The sequence below is a fragment of the Acinetobacter lwoffii genome (assembly GCF_024129855.1).
Lineage (GTDB): Bacteria > Pseudomonadota > Gammaproteobacteria > Pseudomonadales > Moraxellaceae > Acinetobacter > Acinetobacter lwoffii_L.
Genome location: NZ_JAMXXC010000011.1, coordinates 80,246 through 98,969, shown reverse-complemented (window position 1 = coordinate 98,969; position 18,724 = coordinate 80,246). Strand labels below are relative to the sequence as shown.

Here is an 18,724-nt window from a genome sequence, read left to right as displayed (position 1 = left end):
CAGCGTAGTCTTTCGCTTCGCCACCGAATTTCTTCGCACATACAGTTGCAATTGCAGCTGTTAAAGTTGTTTTACCATGGTCAACGTGACCAATTGTGCCCACGTTAACGTGTGGCTTATTACGTTCAAACTTAGCCTTAGCCATGAGATCTTCCTTTTTAAACTACTCATGCAGGATCACTGCATGAGCACTTGGTTTTTAACTATGAATTAGTTTGGGCTTATAGTAATCGAAAGATTACTCGTCGTCACCTTTTTTACCGCCAGACTGGAATTTAGAAATGATGCCTTCAGCCACGTTACGTGGAGTTTCAGCATATTTAGCAAATTCCATAGAGTATGTTGCACGGCCTTGAGACATAGAACGCATTTGAGTCGCGTAACCAAACATCTCTGCAAGTGGAACTTCAGCTTTAATTGCTTTAGTACCGCCAGGCAAGTCATCCATACCTTGAACCATACCACGACGACGGTTTAAGTCACCCATGATATCGCCCATGTAGTCTTCTGGAGTTTCTACTTCAACTTTCATGATAGGTTCAAGAAGAACAGGATCTGCTTTCATGAAACCGTCACGGAAGGCATAAGAACCAGCCATCTTGAACGATAATTCGTCCGAATCGACATCGTGGTAAGAACCGTCAAACAATGTAGCTTTGATGCCTACAACTGGGTAACCAGCAAGGACACCATTCTTCATACGCTCTTGGATACCTTTATCCACAGCACCGAAGAATTCTTTAGGAACTACACCACCAACAACTTCTTCAACGAACTCGTAGTCTTTACCAGCATCAGCATCCATTGGCTCTAAACGTACGTATACGTGACCAAATTTACCTTTACCACCAGTTTGACGAACGAATTTACCTTCTTGCTCAACTGACTTTTTGATCGTTTCACGGTAAGAAACCATTGGTTTACCAATGTTTGCTTCAACACCGAATTCACGCTTCATACGGTCAACAATAATGTCAAGGTGAAGTTCACCCATACCAGCGATGATTGTTTGACCTGACTCTTCATCAGTACGAACGCGGAATGATGGATCTTCCTTAGCCAAACGACCTAAAGCAATTGACATTTTTTCTTGGTCAGCTTTAGTTTTTGGTTCAACAGCCAATGCAATTACTGGCTCTGGGAATTCCATACGCTCAAGTGTGATGACATTTTTCTCATCACAAAGTGTATCACCTGTAGTTACGTCTTTAAGACCTACACACGCAGCGATATCACCCGCACGAATTTCTTCAACGTCTTGACGATCGTTCGCGTGCATTTGCACGATACGGCCGATACGTTCACGTTTAGATTTAACTGGGTTATAAACAGAATCACCTTGTTTAAGAACACCAGAGTAAACACGTACGAAAGTTAAGTTACCTACGAATTTGTCGTTCATGATTTTGAACGCAAGTGCAGAGAACGGAGCTTCGTCAGATGCTTCACGAATCGCTTTAGTTTCAGCCTTATCGTCAAGAACACCTTCAATCGCTTTAACTTCTGTAGGCGACGGTAAGAATTCAATTACTGCGTCCAACATACGTTGAACACCTTTGTTTTTGAATGCTGTACCACAAAGCATTGGTTGAATTTGACAAGCCAAAGTTTGGACACGTAGACCAGCAACGATTTGTTCTTTAGTCAAATCGCCATTGTTCAGGTATTCATCCATTAACTCTTCAGAAGCTTCAGCAGCAGCTTCAACCATGTTTGTACGCCATTCTTCAGCAGTTTCTTGAAGTTCAGCCGGGATTTCACCGTATTCAAACTTCATACCTTGTGAAGCTTCGTCCCAAATGATCGCTTTCATTTCGATCAAGTCGATTACGCCTTGGAAGTTTTCTTCAGCGCCAACAGGGATTACTACAGGTACTGGAGATGCACCTAAACGTGTTTTCATTTGTTCAACAACACGGAAGAAGTTGGCACCAGTACGGTCCATCTTGTTCACGAATGCTAAACGAGGCACTTGGTATTTGTTCGCTTGACGCCATACAGTTTCAGACTGAGGTTGTACACCACCTACAGCACAGTAAACCATACACGCACCATCAAGAACACGCATAGAACGTTCAACTTCAATTGTGAAGTCAACGTGTCCCGGTGTATCAATTACGTTGATACGGTGTTCAGGGAACTGTTTAGACATACCTGACCAGAATGTAGTCGTAGCAGCAGAAGTAATGGTAATACCACGTTCTTGCTCTTGCTCCATCCAGTCCATTGTTGCTGCACCATCGTGTACTTCACCAATTTTGTGAGATACACCTGTGTAGAACAGAATACGTTCTGTAGTTGTGGTTTTACCCGCATCAATGTGCGCAGAAATACCAATGTTACGATAACGAGAAATTGGGGTTTGACGTGCCATGATTTCTAGCATTCCTAAATTTTGTTGTTTAAAACAGGACGCTTTAAGCTGCATAGCAACTTAAAGCGCTTTGGTGACAAAACCATAACGGTCTTATCACCCTCCTGAATAGGGCCTGTTTTATCTGCTTAGAAACGGTAGTGAGAGAATGCTTTGTTGGCTTCAGCCATACGGTGCACATCTTCACGTTTCTTAACCGCAGCGCCTTTGCCTTCAGATGCATCAAGCAACTCGCCAGCAAGACGTAAAGCCATAGTTTTTTCAGAACGCTTAGCAGCAGCATCTACTAACCAACGCATCGCTAGAGCAGTACGACGGGATGGGCGTACTTCCATAGGAACTTGGTATGTAGCACCACCAACACGGCGTGCTTTTACTTCGACCATAGGACGAACTTTTTCAAGAGTAGTCTCGAAAAATTCAACTGGGTCTACTTTAGATTTTTCTTGAACGCGGTCTAAAGCACCGTAAACGATACTTTCAGCAATAGATTTTTTACCATCTTGCATTACGTGGTTCATGAATTTAGCGATTGTTTGGCTGCTGAACTTAGGATCCGGAAGGATTTCACGAGCAGCGACTACGCGACGTCTTGGCATTTTAAACTACCTATAAAGATGACACTTCAGGTTTATCCAGCATGAGTACAAAGTGTCATGTACTACTCGCTGGCCTTACTATACGTCGCTTGGAATTTTCACAAAATTAATGCAGAAATCAGACAAGCGAGACGATAAAGGATTGCGGTTCTACGTTCTTAAAATTTAATTCTTAACGAATTATTTCTTAGGACGTTTAGTACCGTATTTAGAACGAGACTGGTTACGATCTTTAACACCAGCACAGTCTAAAGAACCACGAACGGTATGGTAACGTACACCTGGTAAGTCTTTAACACGACCACCACGGATAAGCACAACACTGTGCTCTTGTAGGTTATGGCCTTCACCACCGATGTAGCTAGAAACTTCGAAACCTGAAGTTAAGCGAACACGGCAAACTTTACGCATTGCTGAGTTAGGTTTTTTAGGTGTAGTTGTGTAAACACGTGTACAAACACCACGGCGCTGTGGACAAGCCTTCAACGCAGGAACTTTAGATTTTTCAACTAAAGTCGTACGACCCTTGCGGATCAACTGATTTGTTGTTGCCATTTGGCAATTCTCCCGTTAATAAAAAGCCCCAAAAAACTACTACTTTTTGAGGGCATGCAATTGTAATTCAAGATGCAAAATTGGTCAACCTACTCAAGCCAAGCAAATACCGTTTCTCACGACATTTGCCTGCTTTTATTTACCTTCAAAATTCGCTTATTTTTTTGAATTTTTACCGGCTTTTTTGGTAACGTCTTGAGCTTCAGATTCAGTTTCCGAATTTTCTTGATCCTCTGCACCCTGCTGTGAAGTTTCCGTAGCAGCCTCTGCCTCGTCAGCAGCTTCTGGATGCAGTTCAGCTTCGATTTCCGGATCAAATGAAGTTTTGGTTAAAGCGGGTTGTTGCGACTGCTTATCTACCGCAGGTTCAACCAACTCATCGTTAAGCGCCTCCAGCCCTTCACTCACCTTTTCATCTTTCTTCACTTCTGCTTCTTCAGAGCTTAGATCATTCTGCTCTTTTTTAACCAGCTTGACTTGGGTAATCGTGTTATTGCCTTCAATCGCAATATCTTTATCCATGATCGGCTTATCTTTCGCAGGCTCAACGTCGTGAGAGGCACCATTTAGGAGTTTCGGAGTTGCCTGTTGTAACAAACTGACTGCTTTTTCATAGGCAGCATAAGGAGACAATTGCGAATCCTGATGCTGAATCAGGTATTGGCGTGCATGTGAGAATGCTTCTTGAGCTTTCTGATTTACATCCTCGACAAAACGGTGGCTATATACTGCACCAATACCTGCACTTGCCAGAGGCGTTAGTTTGGTTAATCGCTCCAGAATCGAAATTTTTGGCAGATGATTCATCCATTCCCATTTAGCCTCTCCCTCATGACGACTTAGCCATTGTTTGATAGCGCTGACATCATTATCAGAACCTAGCATGGCTTGTAGCTGGGAGATATCATGAGTTTTAAGGGTATTACTTAACGCTTTTAAACCCAATAACAAGGTTTGCTTTTCTGCAATCAGGCTCAGGTCGATCTGTCTAAAGATATGCTGGACGATTTCCTGATCATCTTCTTTGCTCAGGTCAAAACCATAAGAGCGACCGACTTGATAAATGGTACGCAACGCCATCAGTAAAGAAGCGGGAATATCAATCGCGGTGCCAAGCATCCCTGAAGCACCACTCACTGCACCCTGAACCGTCGCAATCCATTTGTTTTGTTCACCTAAAGCCTGTGAAATTCGCTTGGATCGGTCGACGTCCTGAGTCAATTCTTCTAAATCTTTCGCTCCAGCTTCATTCAGAATGGCATCCACCGAACTGGTTTGATTACTGAATTGATTCAGACGGTCATAAAAGTAGTTAGACACTTTTTCGGTTAAGTCTGGAGAAACAAAATGCGCGACATTATTCACGGTATTAAAGCGGCGCCCGAGAAGTTGACGAGAGACATTTGGAAGATGCTCGCGAAGCATTTGCTGAGGATTATCATATTTTTTAGCTGAAAAAGCGCTTTTCGTCTTCGCCGAACCGTCAATCACCTGATCGGAACTAGAAGGCTTCAACGCTTTAGTTACCGAATCCGGTGCAACATGATTCAATAAATCCAATCCAGTTGAGCTGAACTTTTTCGCCACTCCAAAGGCATTCGAAATCAGACCATTAGATTGTTTATTATTAGCATTTACCATTTTTTACCTCAGCATTCATGTGCTTGTATTTGGTATAAATACTAGGTGTAGTCAGCGTTTATCTCAACTTTATTCTGTTTCATTTAGTAAAACCCCTACACGCCGACTCACAAACTCAACCGACTGTCACACGGCATAACATTTGCCATAAGATTTCAAAAGTCTTTCTGCTATCATGTTCCCCATCATGAAATAAGGCTAAGCGCTGGATTGGGCGATTTTAAAACCCAGATATCTGCCGCTGAGCATAGAGCAAACTATAAGGATCTGTAGATGAAACGTGTTGTCATCACTGGCATGGGTATTAACTCATGTATTGGTAATACATTAGAGGATGTAAACCATTCTTTACAAAACGGGATTTCAGGAACACGTTTTAATCCGACTTATGCTGAACTCAATTTCAAAAGTCATGTCAGTGCTGCAGCCGAGCAGGATTTCGACGGGATCGACCGCAAACTGAAACGCTTTATGGGTGTATGTGCAATGTATGCGTACAACTCAGCTCTTGCTGCAGTTGAACATGCAGGTTTAAAGGTTGAAGATCTAGCTGGCAACCCACGCTATGGTATCGCGGGTGGTTCAGGTGGCGGTTCAACTGCTTCTGTTATTGAAATGAACGAATTATTGCAAACCAAAGGTGCGCGTAAAGTCGGTCCTTTCTTTGTACCACGTAATATGACCAACACCATTACAGCAAACGTTGGCGTTGCATTCAAATTACAAGGCGTGGCGCATACCATTACCAGCGCATGTGCAACCTCTGCGGATGCGATTGGTTATGCCTACAACCTGATTCAACTCGGCAAACAAGATTTAATGCTGGCGGGTGGCGGTGAAGAAGATCACTGGTCACAAAGCTTGTTGTTTGATGCGATGGGCGCACTTTGCTCTAAATACAATGACAGCCCTGAAACAGCATCACGCCCTTATTCTGCAGACCGTGACGGTTTCGTGATTGCCGGTGGTGGCGGTTTTGTGATCCTTGAGTCTTTGGAACATGCGCAAGCGCGTGGTGCTAACATTCTTGCCGAGGTCGTAGGCTATGCAGCTAACTCAGATGGTGCTGATATGGTTGCACCATCTGGTGAAGGTGCAACACGTTGCGTACTGATGGCTTTAGAAGAAGCAAAGCAACACGGTGTCGATAAAATTGACTATGTAAACACACATGGTACTTCTACTCCAGCGGGTGACATCACAGAACTTAAAGCAATGGAACGTGCTTTCGGTGAAGGCCAGGTTCCTCCATTAAGCTCAACCAAATCAATGACGGGTCACAGTCTGGGTGCTGCTGGTGTTCAGGAAGCGATTTATTCGGTTCTGATGATGCAAAATGACTTTATTGCGCCAAACATCAACGTGACCGAGCTGGATGAAGGCGCGAAACCGTTTGATATCGTGCTTGAAAAACGTGACGCAAAATTGAATACTGTGATGAGTAACAGTTTCGGTTTCGGCGGCGTAAATGCTTGTCTCATTTTCAAAAAGTGGGAAGGCTAAGCTGCCCAATTTAGGGTGACTTGATGGATGCTCCTTCTGATGCTTTCTTGTGGGTAAAAGCATTACATATTATTGCAGTAGTTTGCTGGTTCGCGGCTTTGTTCTACTTGCCACGTTTATATGTTTATCATGCCATGAGCGAAGATGCCATCAGTCATCAACGCTTTGAAGTCATGGAACGCAAGTTGTACCGTGGCATCATGTGGCCAGCCATGTTGGCCACCTTGATTACGGCACACTTTCTGGTGGATTGGGGTGATGCAACGCGTCATTACCATGAAGCCTTATGGTTTTACCTTAAAGTCGGCCTGGTCGGCTTATTGGTGATTTACCATCTGGTGTGTGGTTATTACCGCAAGAAGCTGATTGGTAATGCACACTACAAGTCACACAAGTTTTGGCGTTATTTTAATGAGATGCCAACCTTGATCTTATTTGCAGTGGTGATTTTAGTCGTGGTTAAACCTACTTTCTAATTCACCCACGCAATCAAAAAAAATCCCCGATCAGTCGGGGATTTTTTATGTCTGAATATTTAATGATTACCACGCTGACGCATACGTGGCTTATACAGCAGTCGATAGGTCACCGCCAGAATAATCAACCATAAAGGACTGATCATCAGAGCTTTTAGAGTGTCAGGTTCTAGGCTTAAAATAATCAAGGCGAATAACAGGAATGCCAATACCACATAAGACATCCATACCCCACCCGGCATTTTAAAGGTCGAGGCGGCATGCTTTTGCGGTTGCTGCTTACGGTAACGGATATAGCACACCATGATGATGCTCCAGATACTAATAAACAGGATCACACACAGCGAACTTGCCAGAGTAAAAGCTTCCATGGTGTTTGGTACAAAATACTGAAATGCTGCCCCCAACATAATAAAAGCACAGGAGAAAAATAACCCTGTGGCTGGTACTGCCCGACTAGATAACCGCGCTAAAGCTTGAGGCGCCTGTCCATCACGTGCCAAACCAAACAACATACGACTGGTCGAGAATACCCCACTGTTCATAGAGGACATTACTGACGACAATACCACCAGGTTCATGATAATGGCTGAAGTTGGAATACCGGCATACAGGAACAAACTCACAAATGGACTTTGATCCGCAGGAATCAAATGCCATGGTGTAACTGACATGATCATCAGCAATGACAATACATAGAACAGAATGATCCGCGTAGGAATGGCGTTGACCGCTTTGGGTAAATTCTTTTCCGGATCTTTGGTTTCTGCCGCCATCGTACCGAGCAGTTCCACCCCGACAAAGGCAAACATGGCAATCTGGAAGCCTGCCAGAAAACCAGTAAAGCCTTTGGGAAATAAGCCACCATGCGCCCAGACATTACTAAAGCTGGCGACGGCGCCACTCGGTGCCTGAAAACCGCTAAACACCATATAACCACCGACAAAGATCAAACCAAGAATGGCTAAAATCTTGATTAGTGCGAACCAGAATTCAATCTCACCAAACAGTTTTACCGTGACCAAGTTAATCGCGAGAATAAACAGCACACAACCCACACTAATCATCGCCTGCCCCATCGGGGTAAAGGCCATGCCTTCGGGCAACCAGAAACTCAGATAGTTAATAATCGCCGCGAGATCGGCAATCCCTACCAGCACCCAACCCAGCCAGTACGACCAGCCAATATAATAGCCAGCACCCGGCCCGATCAGGTCATGGGCCATATCAATAAAAGATTTGTAATGCAGATTGGACAACAGCATTTCACCCAACGCACGCATCAGGAAGAAGAACATGCCACCAATGATCATATAAATGATCAAAATTGAAGGGCCTGCCAGGGAGATGGTTTTTCCCGATCCCATAAACAGGCCAGTACCGATACAGCCACCAATGGCGATTAACTGCAAATGTCGGTTAGAGAGTTTTCGTTGCAACTCATGCGGCGACGATTTTACGTCTTCTGTGCCCGGGGTGGTTTTCATTTTTACATCCTTTTTAATCTTTACAACAGCATCAAGCTGAATTTACAACGTTCAGTCCTCGAACGCTTATATGACATTTTCATACTTTTTACTGCGCTGTTCAGTGAGATTTACTGCACTAAAACGACTTAAATCATTGCATGGGAGATTTCAATATCAAAAATTCAATTAAGCTTGAGCTGCAATGACTGCAATTTCAATCAGCCAGTCCGGATTGACCAAATCTGCCTGAATCGTAGCACGTGCCGGCGTACCATGACCTCGTAACCATTCCACCCAAAGCTGGTTTACGGTAGCAAAATCATCTAGATGCTTGACAAATAATTGTGCAGAAAGCAGCTGGCTTTTATCGGTATTTGCCAATGCGAGCAATTCCTCAATTTTTGCAAAGACTTCCAGTGTTTGTCCGCGTACATCCAGATCCGTGCTATTCGGCACCTGACCCGATAGATACACGGTTTGCTGATGAATCGTCACCGCACTCATGATTTGATTGCTGTTGAGTCGCTGAATGGCTGTATTTGCCTGTGTCATGCTGATATTCCTTGTTTGGGATATTTAAATAAAATTTAAATTAAAAATTTAAGCGTCAATCTGGAAATGAACCCGAGCGGTCACCGCACACATCAGCTCATAGCCGATGGTGCCTGAACTGGCCGCCACTTCATCAATCGGCAAAACCACACCTTGGGAAGATTGGCCCCAAAGTACCACTTCACTACCTATATCTGCGTGCGGCAGTGCAGTCAGATCTACCGCCAGCATATCCATACTGATTCGACCCAATGTGTGCGTTTTGATTGAATCTACCAGCAAGGGTGTACCGGTCTCCGATAGTCGTTGATAACCATCGGCATAACCACAGGCCACAATCCCGACCCGCATTTCCTGCATGGCAATAAATTTGGAACCATAGCCAACACTCTGACCTGTCTGGATCGTTTGAATGGCAATAATTTCACTGCGCAAGCTCATGCTCGGTTGCAGATTCCAGTCTTGAATCGTGTGTGTTGGATAATCTGGTGAACTGCCATACAGCATGATGCCGCTACGTACAATGTCTGAATGAAGGGTTTGATGATGCCGCAGAATGGCTGCGCTATTACTGAGCGAGATTTTACCTTCAAGCCCCTGAATGGACTGGCTAAAAATCAGGTTTTGATACTGAATCCCGTCCACGCCAAAACGCTGGCCATCCGCATCGGAGAAATGGGTCATATGGGTAATGGAACGGACAGTGTTCAGCTGTTGCAGCTCCTGCCAGATCTCTGCATATTGCTGCGGCTCGAAACCCAGACGGTTCATGCCGCTGTTCATTTTCAAATACACATCAAACTGTGCATCCGGCGCTATTTCGGCAAACTGTTTCAGCCATTGCACTTGATGTCGGGAATGAATGGCAAAGCTCATTTCATGCTTCGCACATTCAAATAAATCCGCGAGAGCGAAAATACCTTCGAGCAACAGCAGCGGCTTCTTGCATCCCAGCGCACGTAGGCGCGTGCCCTCTTCAATATCCAGAAAAGCAAAACCGTCTGCACCTTGAAGTGCAGCATAGACCCGTTCAATCCCGTGCCCATAGGCATTAGCCTTGACCACGGCAAATACCTGACTATTGGGCATACATTGGCGCGCCACACTTAAATTATGCGCAAGCGCCTGCTGATGAATGATCGCAGTAATGGGACGTGGCATACATTCCTCCTTGAATATTCCGCCTCAGATGGTCTTAAGCCGCCTGGTGATAGCGCGCCAATGACAGACCTTCGGTGCTGATTTCAGGATCACGGGCCAAGACCAGATCGCTGATTAATTTTCCTGAACCGCAGGCCATGGTCCAGCCCAGCGTGCCATGTCCAGTATTCAGGAACAGGTTTTTAAAACGGGTTTTCCCAATAATTGGCGTACTGTCCGGGGTCATTGGACGCAGGCCTGTCCAGAAGCTGGCCTGATTCATGTCACCCCCTGGGAATAAATCACGGGTCACCATTTCCAGCGTGCCTCGACGGTCTTCATTCAGACCCAAGTTAAAACCACTCAGTTCCGCCATTCCACCCACGCGAATGCGCTGGTCAAAACGTGTAATCGCAATTTTGTAGGTTTCATCCAGCACGGTAGATTGCGGTGCATAGGCCGGATCTAAAATAGGAATCGTCAATGAATAACCTTTTACTGGATATACCGGCAAATTCAGCTCAAGCGGTTTAAGGAAATCACGTGAATAACTGCCGAAGGCCAAGACATATTTATCTGCCGTGAGCACCTGACCATTGACCAGAACGCCCTTGATCTGGTCACCTTCTACAATCAGCTTCTCAACGTTTTGATTGAACTTGAACTCTACACCCATCCCCTTGGCATGCTCTGCCAGGGCATTGGTAAACAGATAGCAATCACCCGTTTCGTCATTCGGTAAATGCAGACCACCCACCAGTTTGTCTTTTGCCTGTGCCAATGCCGGTTCTACACGTGCCAGTCCATCACGATCCAGCAGCTCAAACTCCACACCAGTTTCTTTTAGAACCTCGATATCGCGCTGCACCGCATCCAGCTGTGCATCTTTACGGAAAATCTGTAAAGTACCTTTCGCGCGGTTTTCATAAGAGATGCCAATATCCCGGCGCAAATTACGCAAACAGTCACGGCTGTATTCAGCCACACGCACCATCCGTTCTTTATTGACTGCATAATGCTGGGCATTACAGTTTTTCAGCATTTGTGCCATCCACTGCAATTGCCACAAGCTGCCATCGACATTAATCGCCAACGGTGCATGATGCTGAAACATCCATTTGACTGCCTTAAACGGAATACCTGGTGCAGCCCAAGGGGTCGAGTATCCTGGAGAAATCTGCCCGGCATTACCGAAGCTGGTTTCTTGCGCCGGACCTGCCTGACGATCCAGCACAGTCACGGTTGCTCCCTGCTGCGCCAGATAGTAAGCGCTTGCCACACCAATCACACCACTACCTAAAACCAATACGCGCATTAACTTAACCCTCAAACATCTTTTCAGTTTATTTCACTAGTATATTTTTGCTTTAATAGTTAAATTCACTATATTCAGACTGTATATTCAGTGGAATAAATATTTTTTCGGGCAGAATTAAAAAAAAGAGGGAAATATTGATGCGCAAATTAGACCGCATTGACCGCATGATTCTGGATATCCTGCAACGCGATGGCCGGATTGCCATTAGCGAACTTGCAGCACGCGTCAATCTATCGACCACGCCCTGTTCAGAACGGGTAAAACGGCTAGAGCGCGAAGGCATTATCATGGGCTATTACGCCCGTTTAAATCCGGAAATGCTGGAGCGCAACCTGCTGGTTTTTCTGGAAATCAAACTCTCCGCCAAATCAGGTGATGTCTTTGATCAGGTGGCACGTAATCTAACTGAGATTCCAGAAGTACTGGAATGCCATTTAATTTCCGGTGATTTTGATTATCTGGTCAAAGCGCGTTTAAAAGAAATGAGTGCTTATCGCCGCCTGTTGGGAGATTTACTGAAAAAACTACCCGCCTCTGCCTCCTCGCACAGTTATGTGGTGATGGAAGAAGTTAAAGAAAGTTTATATCTGGACTTGGGTATTTAGTAATGATGGCTTTTTAAAGCTACGGGCAGAAACAACAAAGCCCCAAACGGGGCTTTGAGATCGAACATTGATTGAACTTATTAAACCTTAAGCAGGAATGCGGAGTACCTGTCCCGGGAAAATATCATCTGCATCTTTGAGCAAGGGACGATTAGCTTCAAAAATCTTATTATACTGATTGGCATCACCATAAAATTCTTTTGAGATTTTTGACAGACTGTCACCTGATTTCACCGTGTAGAACTTACTTTCCGGCTCAGGACTGCTTACCGTAAGCTGATCATCCACTTTTGCGACATGATCAATATTACCCACGGCCAGAACAATCTTTTCACGATCGGCCTGACTTTGTACCTGACCTCTGACCGTCGCCAGATCTGAGGCTGAATTATAACTGATGGATAAACCAGTGATCGGAAGGCCCAGACTTTTCACATGGCCGAGTAATTTATTTGCCACTTCCTGAGCAGAAGGCTCCGCAGGTTGTGCTGCAGCCGGCGTTGTCGTTGTAGGTGCAGCCTGTGGTTCCGCAGCAGCTGTATTCTTCTTACCGATACCTTTTACAAAATCAAAAAGACCCATAGCGGACTCCATTCTTGTTGTTAATGTCACATCACTCTTATTTTTATAATGAAAACTCTAGAGAGATAGTTAGTCATTGGTGACAGAAAGGTAATGAATTGTAAAACCTCCATTCATGTGAAAAGCAGACACAAAAAAACCACCTCTAGGGTGGTCTTTATGTTCAGCAAAGCTGAAATCGGCGATTAACCTAGTTTCTTAGAAACGTAGTCAATTGCAGATTGAACAGTTGTGATTTCGTTAGAATCTTCATCAGGAATCGTGATGTCGAAGTCATTTTCGAAAGACATAACAAGTTCAACTAGATCTAGAGAATCTGCACCTAAGTCATCCATGAAAGACGCTTCGTTTTTAATCTCTTCGATTTTGATACCAAGTTGTTCTGCAACTGCTTGCTTAACACGTTGTTCGATATCGCTCACAGGAATTCTCCTCATTGCTTGTGGCGTTTTTAATGCCGTTAGTTTAATTGAATCTAAAAAATTTGGAAAGTTTATACTTGAGCTTAGCTCATGTATAAGCCCCCATTTACATGCATAACTGTACCAGTAATGTAACTGGCTTTATCCGAAGCCAAGAAACTTACGGCATTTGCGATATCCTGCGGATCACCTAAACGGTTTAATGCCACCTGCTCAGTCATTTTTTTACGAATTTCTTCGCTTAGCTGTTCAGTCATTTCAGTCGCAATAAAACCTGGTGCTACCGAGTTTACGGTAATCTGACGGCTACCCATTTCTTTGGCAAGGCTACGGCTAAATGCTTCAATACCTGCTTTAGCAGCAGAATAGTTGGCCTGACCGGGGTTGGCAAAGTGTGCCACCACAGAACTGATGTTGATGATGCGGCCGAAACGCGCCTTGGTCATGCCTTTGAGTACACGCTTAGACAAACGGTAAACTGCTTTCAGGTGAATATTTAAAATATCATCCCAGTCATCTTCAGACATACGCAGCAGCAAATTGTCTTTGGTAATACCAGCATTATTGACCAACGTAAGGACTGGACCATAATTCTGTTCGATGTCCGTTACCAGCGCATCAATCGCAGCACCGTCACGTACGTCTAGTACTCTTCCAGCACCATTTTCAGCAAACTGTGCAGATAATTTTTCCGCACCTGCTTCAGACGTTGCAGTACCTATGACAAAATAACCGTCTTGAATCAACTGTTGTGCGATCGCAGCACCAATACCACGACTTGCACCTGTTACCAGAGCAACTTTACGTTCCTGTGTCATGCACTTTTCCCTTCTGCCGCCAATACGGTGTTTAATGCATCTTCCAGACGGGATTGACTGTCCAGTGGAAGTGCTTTTTGAATATTCGGCAAGCGTTTCGCCAAGTTGGTCAATACATTACCCGGACCACATTCTACGATGTACTCAATGCCTTCATCTTGAAGGTATTGTAAGGTTTTGGTCCATTGTACTGACTCATAAAGTTGCGCGGTCAACGCCTGACGCAATTCATCTACATTGGTTGCCGCTTGCGCGCCTACATTTTGTAATACAGGAATGCGTGGCAGCTCAATGGCGGTTTGTTCCAATGCCGGAGCAAACTGTTCAGCAGCAGGTTTCATCAATGAACAATGCGATGGAACCGATACTGGCAATGCAATGGCTTTTCCGCCGTTTTCTTTGGCCAATGCCATCACTGCTTCAACGCGATCTTTATTGCCTGCAACGACAACCTGCCCTTGCGCATTGTAGTTCGCCGCTTCGACAGAACCTTCGCCTGCTGCAGTTGCTTGTGCACACAGCTCAATCACTTTGGCATCGTCCAGACCCAAAATGGCAGCCATCGCACCCACACCCTGAGGTACAGCAGTCTGCATGAGTTTGCCACGCAAGTTCACTAGCTTCGCAGCATCACCCAGGCTTAAAGCACCTGATGCAACCAGTGCGCTGTATTCACCCAGTGAATGGCCTGCAAGATATTTCGGTGCTACACCGCCAGATTCCAACCACACGCGCCATAAGGCAATACTTGCAGTCAGCAATACCGGCTGGGTAAATTCGGTTTGATCCAGACCTTCGCCAGTTTGCGCAATCTGCCACAGATCAAAACCGACGGCTTCAGATGCTTCTGCAAATGTCTCGCGAATACTCGCAAACTGTTCTGCAAGCTCAGCCAGCATACCAGCTTTTTGGGAACCCTGACCCGGAAACACAAATGCAATTTTTGTTGCTGGCGCTGCTTGTTCGAGTGGTGTAGCAGACATAATAAAATCCTTTCATTCAAGAGGTGTGCTTCTTCAATCCTAACAAGAAGACTGACCAATAAGACCACCTAAATCATTGTGGAGCGCAATTTAGCATGTAATTTTGTCGGCGGTAATTGCCAAATACAACAAAAAACCGATACACCTAAAAATCAAAGACAAAAAAAAGGGAGCTAAATGCTCCCATTTTTTCTACTAAGCTTGACGCTTAATACATCACCAATTATTCAGCAGATGCTTTAGCGAATAATTGACGACCACGGTAGATACCATCTTTAGATACGTGGTGACGACGGTGAGTCTCGCCAGTAGCTTGGTCTACAGTTAATGCATTCTCGGTTAAAGCGTCATGTGAACGGCGCATGTCACGGCGAGAGCGACTTTTACGGTTTTGCTGAACGGCCATGATGGCTCCTTACAAAGATCGAAAAAATGGATCAGAACAAATTCGATTGTCTTATACACAAGAGTATAACACAAAAATTAGTTAAGTTTACCCTTCAAAGCAGCCAAAACTTCAAACGGGTTGTCCCGTTTTTCTTCAGCCACTTCTTCTACGGCAGGTTGATGCTTATGTTCACAAAACTCATGTTTAGGCGACAACGGCATCAACAATAACAGTTCATCTTCTATCAGCGCGAGTAAATCAGCGGTCGCCGGTGCATCATAATCACCTTTGGTCGTTGCTTCACTTTCACCTAGGACGATGAAATCAGCATCCTCATCCAAGCGCTCTATCAGTGACTCATCATCCACAAGTGCCAAATGGAACGATGAAACCAGTTCAATTTCTACAGTTTCCAGACAACGCTGGCATTCCATAGGAACTTTTGTTTCAACGTGACCATCTAGCCATGCAATACGATGATAGGCATCCATTGATAGCTTACAGTCTATGTTAATCAATTGATCATCAATTGATCCAACAGCTTCACGAGCGATACGAACAAAGCGGGATAAAGGCAGTTGACCTGACCATTTAAAGCCCTGTTCAGCCCATTTAAACGGCTCAATCTGTGCCGGAAAGGTATTTGCTGACATAATTAAGGCGGCAATTCTACAAATTCATCAGTACTCTGTCAAAGATTAAGATACAATTTTGTACTTATTTCGACAGACCATTTGGGTAACTCAAGTCATGCATCTGTTGCAGCCGCAAACAGAAGTGAATGTTTCATCACTCGTTAGCACAATTCCAAGCCTTGATTCTGACAGTTCAACACAACAAGTGCAACTCTCGCCATGGGCGAATTTATCGTCAGAAGCGCAGCAGGTGGACTGGCTCATCTTACACTTTAATCACTGGTTCTCCCATTTAAATGTCACTTTAGTGCGTGGCGAATTTGAACCAGAATATTTCCCTGCAAGTACAAACAGTCCTGCCCGGATCCAGTTTGCCCATGGTTTCTTTAATAGCGCTTTGCATGAAATCAGCCACTGGACCATTGCCGGAGACAAACGCCGCCTGCTGCCTGATCTGGGTTACTGGTATGCCCCGGATGGGCGGACCCGTGAACAGCAAGCTTTATTTGAACAGGTGGAAATCAAGCCACAGGCAATTGAGTGGATGTTTGCCCAGGCTTTTGGCCGTAAATTTCGGGTTTCTTTGGACAATCTGACTGGCGACGGCGGTGATGGTGCCAGCTTTAAAGATAATGTCTACGCTCAAGTACAGGCTTATTTTAATGGTACAGCCAAACTTCCATGTGATGCAGCGCGCTTTATCCAATGTATCTGTATCTGCATCAGAGGTGGCAAAAGTTTACAATCTGATGAATTTATACGTGAAATACTTGATTAAATTACACAAATCTACCTTTTTTATGATTGCCAGATCTTGTCTGAGCGCCACATAATAAGCCATTAGCCCAAGCTTGGAGTAGTCTCTATGCTGCATTTACGCGTACACCCCGACAATCCGCAACCCCGCTTAATCAGTCAGGCAGTGGAACGTATCCGTGCGGGTGATGTGGTGGTCTATCCCACTGATGCGGCCTATGCGATTGGTTGCCAGATTGGAAACAAGAGTGCCATGGAGCGGATTGCGCAAATTCGTGGTCTGGGCCCAAAGCATCAATATGCGATTCTGTGCTGTGATTTGTCCGATATTGCCACTTATGCCAAGGTGGACAATGCCATGTACCGTTTGCTAAAAAATAATACACCAGCCATCACGACCTTTATTTTACCTGCGACCAGCGAAGTCCCACGTCGATTGATGCATCCCAAGAAGAAAACCATTGGTCTGCGCATTCCGAATAATCCGGTGTGTCAAATGTTACTGAAAGAACTCGGTGAACCGCTGTTGACCTCTACCCTAATTTTACCGGGTCAGACTGACCCACTCGATGATCCTTATGATATTGAAATGCAGCTGGGCAAACGCATTGATGTTTTTGTAGATAGTGGTTTAGGCACCTTGAGCACGACCTCTATTGTAGATTTATCTGGTGATCATCCAGAAGTGATTCGTCGTGGTATGGGAGATGTCAGCGCCTTTGAATAAATGAGGTCTGAGAATTTCCTACAAACATTGAAGGAGTCAGAATAAATGGATTTATTTTACTTGCTCCTGAATCAGCATGAATTTTCTGTACAGGATTTCATCTATGCAGAACTGCCTTGGACACTGCAATCCAAGGCAGCCCTGGTCGAAGCACATCCTTCTCCCCATCTCACTATAAATATTGATCATACTGAGTACCAATTTTTCCTGACGTTGGCTCTAGTGAGACAGTTGTTGCAGATCTATTCAAACCAGAACGTATGCCTGGCAGAGACTTGCCAACGTATCATTGAATTTGCGACCAAGGAATACAATCATTCCTCACCATGAAAATCTAAAAAAGCATAGGGTGAGAGGTTGCAGTTCTATTCTTTTCAATTCGGCAGATATGCAGTGGCTGGCAAAGACAGTTTAGGAATCTGAACTACGTTCATAATGACGAACCGCAATGAAATTTGGACATTGCGATAGCTTCTGTTCATGATGCATGAGCTCTTCACCCAGTTTATTTTTCAGATACACATGAAAAACAATCTGATCTTCTTCCAGTACATTCAGCATCGCCGTACGTGCTTTGGGTTCCATGACTTTAAAGGAATTGATCGACTCACAAGACATGGCTTGCATATCCAGTTTAATCCGCTCATCCAGCTGGTCGCCCTCATAAGCCATATGCCGCATGTAAAAACGGATATTGGGATATTGATCCAGCACACTAAAATCCATTTTCATGGCCTGCATGACAGGTCGGGCCTGTTCCGCAAAAGCTGAAAATCCACCTGATTTCAGTCCTGTGCGTGCTTCATCTTCAAGCTGCATAATCTGATATTTGGGGTAAGCCCAAAATCCCCCGAATGCGATCATCCCAATAACAACCAGAATAAGTGGCATACTTTCTTCACCTTTTTATTGATTTTTGTGATTCTTGACTATTTTTCGAGAGTATAGCGGTATTTTTGACCAAAAATTACGGGGAAATATTTTATTAATACTTATTAATTTTATGTTTTTTAATGGGAAATCCGTTTAAAAATCATTCGATATCTGCCAGCTAGCTTATTTACTCTTTTGAGGAGAATCACTGTATTGATCGAGTTTTGAAGTGAATCAACTGGCATCATCTACCAGATACGCTTAATTATGAGAGCCAATTTAAAGTGAAAATCACCGCTGCATTTCCC

22 protein-coding genes are annotated in these 18,724 nt (G+C 44.5%); 6 read left to right on the top strand and 16 right to left on the bottom strand.

The window, feature by feature from the left end:
* The 5 genes from NI465_RS10045 to NI465_RS10025 form a co-directional block, all read right to left on the bottom strand.
* Nucleotides 1–145, bottom strand: a 145-nt coding sequence (locus tag NI465_RS10045; protein ID WP_248604099.1) for a GTP-binding protein, incomplete at its 3' end; no start/stop codon positions are given.
* Nucleotides 146–238: 93 nt separating this feature from the next.
* Nucleotides 239–2,374: an elongation factor G gene (gene fusA, locus NI465_RS10040; protein ID WP_004646111.1), complete on the bottom strand. Its 2,136-nt coding sequence runs from the start codon at nucleotides 2,372–2,374 to the stop codon at nucleotides 239–241.
* A gap of 128 nt (nucleotides 2,375–2,502) precedes the next feature.
* The gene (gene rpsG / locus NI465_RS10035) at nucleotides 2,503–2,973 is read right to left on the bottom strand and encodes a 30S ribosomal protein S7 (RefSeq protein WP_004279240.1); all 471 of its coding nucleotides are present in this window, start codon (nucleotides 2,971–2,973) and stop codon (nucleotides 2,503–2,505) included.
* Nucleotides 2,974–3,153: 180 nt separating this feature from the next.
* Nucleotides 3,154–3,528, bottom strand: a complete 375-nt coding sequence (gene rpsL, locus NI465_RS10030; protein WP_002050319.1) for a 30S ribosomal protein S12 — start codon at nucleotides 3,526–3,528, stop codon at nucleotides 3,154–3,156.
* A gap of 156 nt (nucleotides 3,529–3,684) precedes the next feature.
* The gene (locus tag NI465_RS10025) at nucleotides 3,685–5,169 is read right to left on the bottom strand and encodes an EcsC family protein (RefSeq protein WP_253145157.1); all 1,485 of its coding nucleotides are present in this window, start codon (nucleotides 5,167–5,169) and stop codon (nucleotides 3,685–3,687) included.
* Between the two features lie 273 nt (nucleotides 5,170–5,442).
* Here NI465_RS10025 and NI465_RS10020 point away from each other — a divergent pair, with 273 nt between their 5' ends.
* On the top strand, nucleotides 5,443–6,672 hold the full coding sequence (locus NI465_RS10020; protein WP_004730606.1) for a beta-ketoacyl synthase N-terminal-like domain-containing protein: 1,230 nt from the start codon (nucleotides 5,443–5,445) through the stop codon (nucleotides 6,670–6,672).
* Between the two features lie 23 nt (nucleotides 6,673–6,695).
* Nucleotides 6,696–7,148 carry a CopD family protein gene (locus NI465_RS10015; protein ID WP_004730607.1) on the top strand — a complete coding sequence of 151 codons (453 nt, stop codon included), beginning with the start codon at nucleotides 6,696–6,698 and terminating at the stop codon, nucleotides 7,146–7,148.
* Between the two features lie 59 nt (nucleotides 7,149–7,207).
* Here the strand turns inward: NI465_RS10015 and NI465_RS10010 are convergent, their stop codons facing one another.
* The 4 genes from NI465_RS10010 to NI465_RS09995 form a co-directional block, all read right to left on the bottom strand.
* Nucleotides 7,208–8,635: an amino acid permease gene (locus NI465_RS10010; RefSeq protein WP_168386743.1), complete on the bottom strand. Its 1,428-nt coding sequence runs from the start codon at nucleotides 8,633–8,635 to the stop codon at nucleotides 7,208–7,210.
* Nucleotides 8,636–8,803: 168 nt separating this feature from the next.
* Entirely contained in the window at nucleotides 8,804–9,169 is a 366-nt protein-coding gene (locus NI465_RS10005; protein ID WP_114541406.1) for a RidA family protein, read from the bottom strand.
* A gap of 48 nt (nucleotides 9,170–9,217) precedes the next feature.
* On the bottom strand, nucleotides 9,218–10,330 hold the full coding sequence (gene alr / locus NI465_RS10000) for an alanine racemase (RefSeq protein WP_168386742.1): 1,113 nt from the start codon (nucleotides 10,328–10,330) through the stop codon (nucleotides 9,218–9,220).
* 34 nt (nucleotides 10,331–10,364) lie between these two features.
* On the bottom strand, nucleotides 10,365–11,624 hold the full coding sequence (locus NI465_RS09995) for a D-amino acid dehydrogenase (RefSeq protein ID WP_039901981.1): 1,260 nt from the start codon (nucleotides 11,622–11,624) through the stop codon (nucleotides 10,365–10,367).
* A 140-nt stretch (nucleotides 11,625–11,764) separates the two neighbouring features.
* On the opposite strand from NI465_RS09995, the gene NI465_RS09990 reads away from it, so the two are divergent.
* The gene (locus NI465_RS09990; protein ID WP_004646102.1) at nucleotides 11,765–12,232 is read left to right on the top strand and encodes an Lrp/AsnC ligand binding domain-containing protein; all 468 of its coding nucleotides are present in this window, start codon (nucleotides 11,765–11,767) and stop codon (nucleotides 12,230–12,232) included.
* Between the two features lie 87 nt (nucleotides 12,233–12,319).
* Here NI465_RS09990 and lysM read toward each other — a convergent pair whose 3' ends face one another.
* The 6 genes from lysM to NI465_RS09960 form a co-directional block, all read right to left on the bottom strand.
* Nucleotides 12,320–12,814, bottom strand: coding sequence for a peptidoglycan-binding protein LysM (lysM, locus tag NI465_RS09985; protein WP_004279231.1), 495 nt, complete (start codon nucleotides 12,812–12,814; stop codon nucleotides 12,320–12,322).
* A gap of 185 nt (nucleotides 12,815–12,999) precedes the next feature.
* On the bottom strand, nucleotides 13,000–13,236 hold the full coding sequence (gene acpP / locus NI465_RS09980) for an acyl carrier protein (protein ID WP_004646101.1): 237 nt from the start codon (nucleotides 13,234–13,236) through the stop codon (nucleotides 13,000–13,002).
* An 83-nt stretch (nucleotides 13,237–13,319) separates the two neighbouring features.
* Nucleotides 13,320–14,054, bottom strand: a complete 735-nt coding sequence (gene fabG / locus NI465_RS09975) for a 3-oxoacyl-ACP reductase FabG (RefSeq protein WP_253145156.1) — start codon at nucleotides 14,052–14,054, stop codon at nucleotides 13,320–13,322.
* On the bottom strand, nucleotides 14,051–15,037 hold the full coding sequence (gene fabD, locus NI465_RS09970) for an ACP S-malonyltransferase (RefSeq protein ID WP_253145155.1): 987 nt from the start codon (nucleotides 15,035–15,037) through the stop codon (nucleotides 14,051–14,053). Before fabD ends, fabG begins: the two co-directional genes overlap by 4 nt.
* Before the next feature lie 223 nt (nucleotides 15,038–15,260).
* Nucleotides 15,261–15,443 carry a 50S ribosomal protein L32 gene (gene rpmF, locus NI465_RS09965; RefSeq protein WP_004279227.1) on the bottom strand — a complete coding sequence of 61 codons (183 nt, stop codon included), beginning with the start codon at nucleotides 15,441–15,443 and terminating at the stop codon, nucleotides 15,261–15,263.
* Between the two features lie 77 nt (nucleotides 15,444–15,520).
* Entirely contained in the window at nucleotides 15,521–16,078 is a 558-nt protein-coding gene (locus NI465_RS09960; protein ID WP_004279226.1) for a YceD family protein, read from the bottom strand.
* A gap of 97 nt (nucleotides 16,079–16,175) precedes the next feature.
* Here NI465_RS09960 and NI465_RS09955 point away from each other — a divergent pair, with 97 nt between their 5' ends.
* The 3 genes from NI465_RS09955 (at nucleotide 16,176) to NI465_RS09945 (ending at nucleotide 17,873) form a co-directional block, all read left to right on the top strand.
* Nucleotides 16,176–16,838 (top strand): elongation factor P hydroxylase, encoded by a 663-nt coding sequence (locus NI465_RS09955; RefSeq protein WP_004279225.1) that lies wholly within the window; start codon nucleotides 16,176–16,178, stop codon nucleotides 16,836–16,838.
* A gap of 87 nt (nucleotides 16,839–16,925) precedes the next feature.
* Entirely contained in the window at nucleotides 16,926–17,543 is a 618-nt protein-coding gene (locus NI465_RS09950; RefSeq protein WP_004646095.1) for an L-threonylcarbamoyladenylate synthase, read from the top strand.
* 45 nt (nucleotides 17,544–17,588) lie between these two features.
* Nucleotides 17,589–17,873 carry a hypothetical protein gene (locus NI465_RS09945; protein ID WP_005251102.1) on the top strand — a complete coding sequence of 95 codons (285 nt, stop codon included), beginning with the start codon at nucleotides 17,589–17,591 and terminating at the stop codon, nucleotides 17,871–17,873.
* 81 nt (nucleotides 17,874–17,954) lie between these two features.
* Here the strand turns inward: NI465_RS09945 and NI465_RS09940 are convergent, their stop codons facing one another.
* Entirely contained in the window at nucleotides 17,955–18,434 is a 480-nt protein-coding gene (locus tag NI465_RS09940; protein ID WP_005251100.1) for a hypothetical protein, read from the bottom strand.
* Nucleotides 18,435–18,724 lie beyond the last annotated feature (290 nt).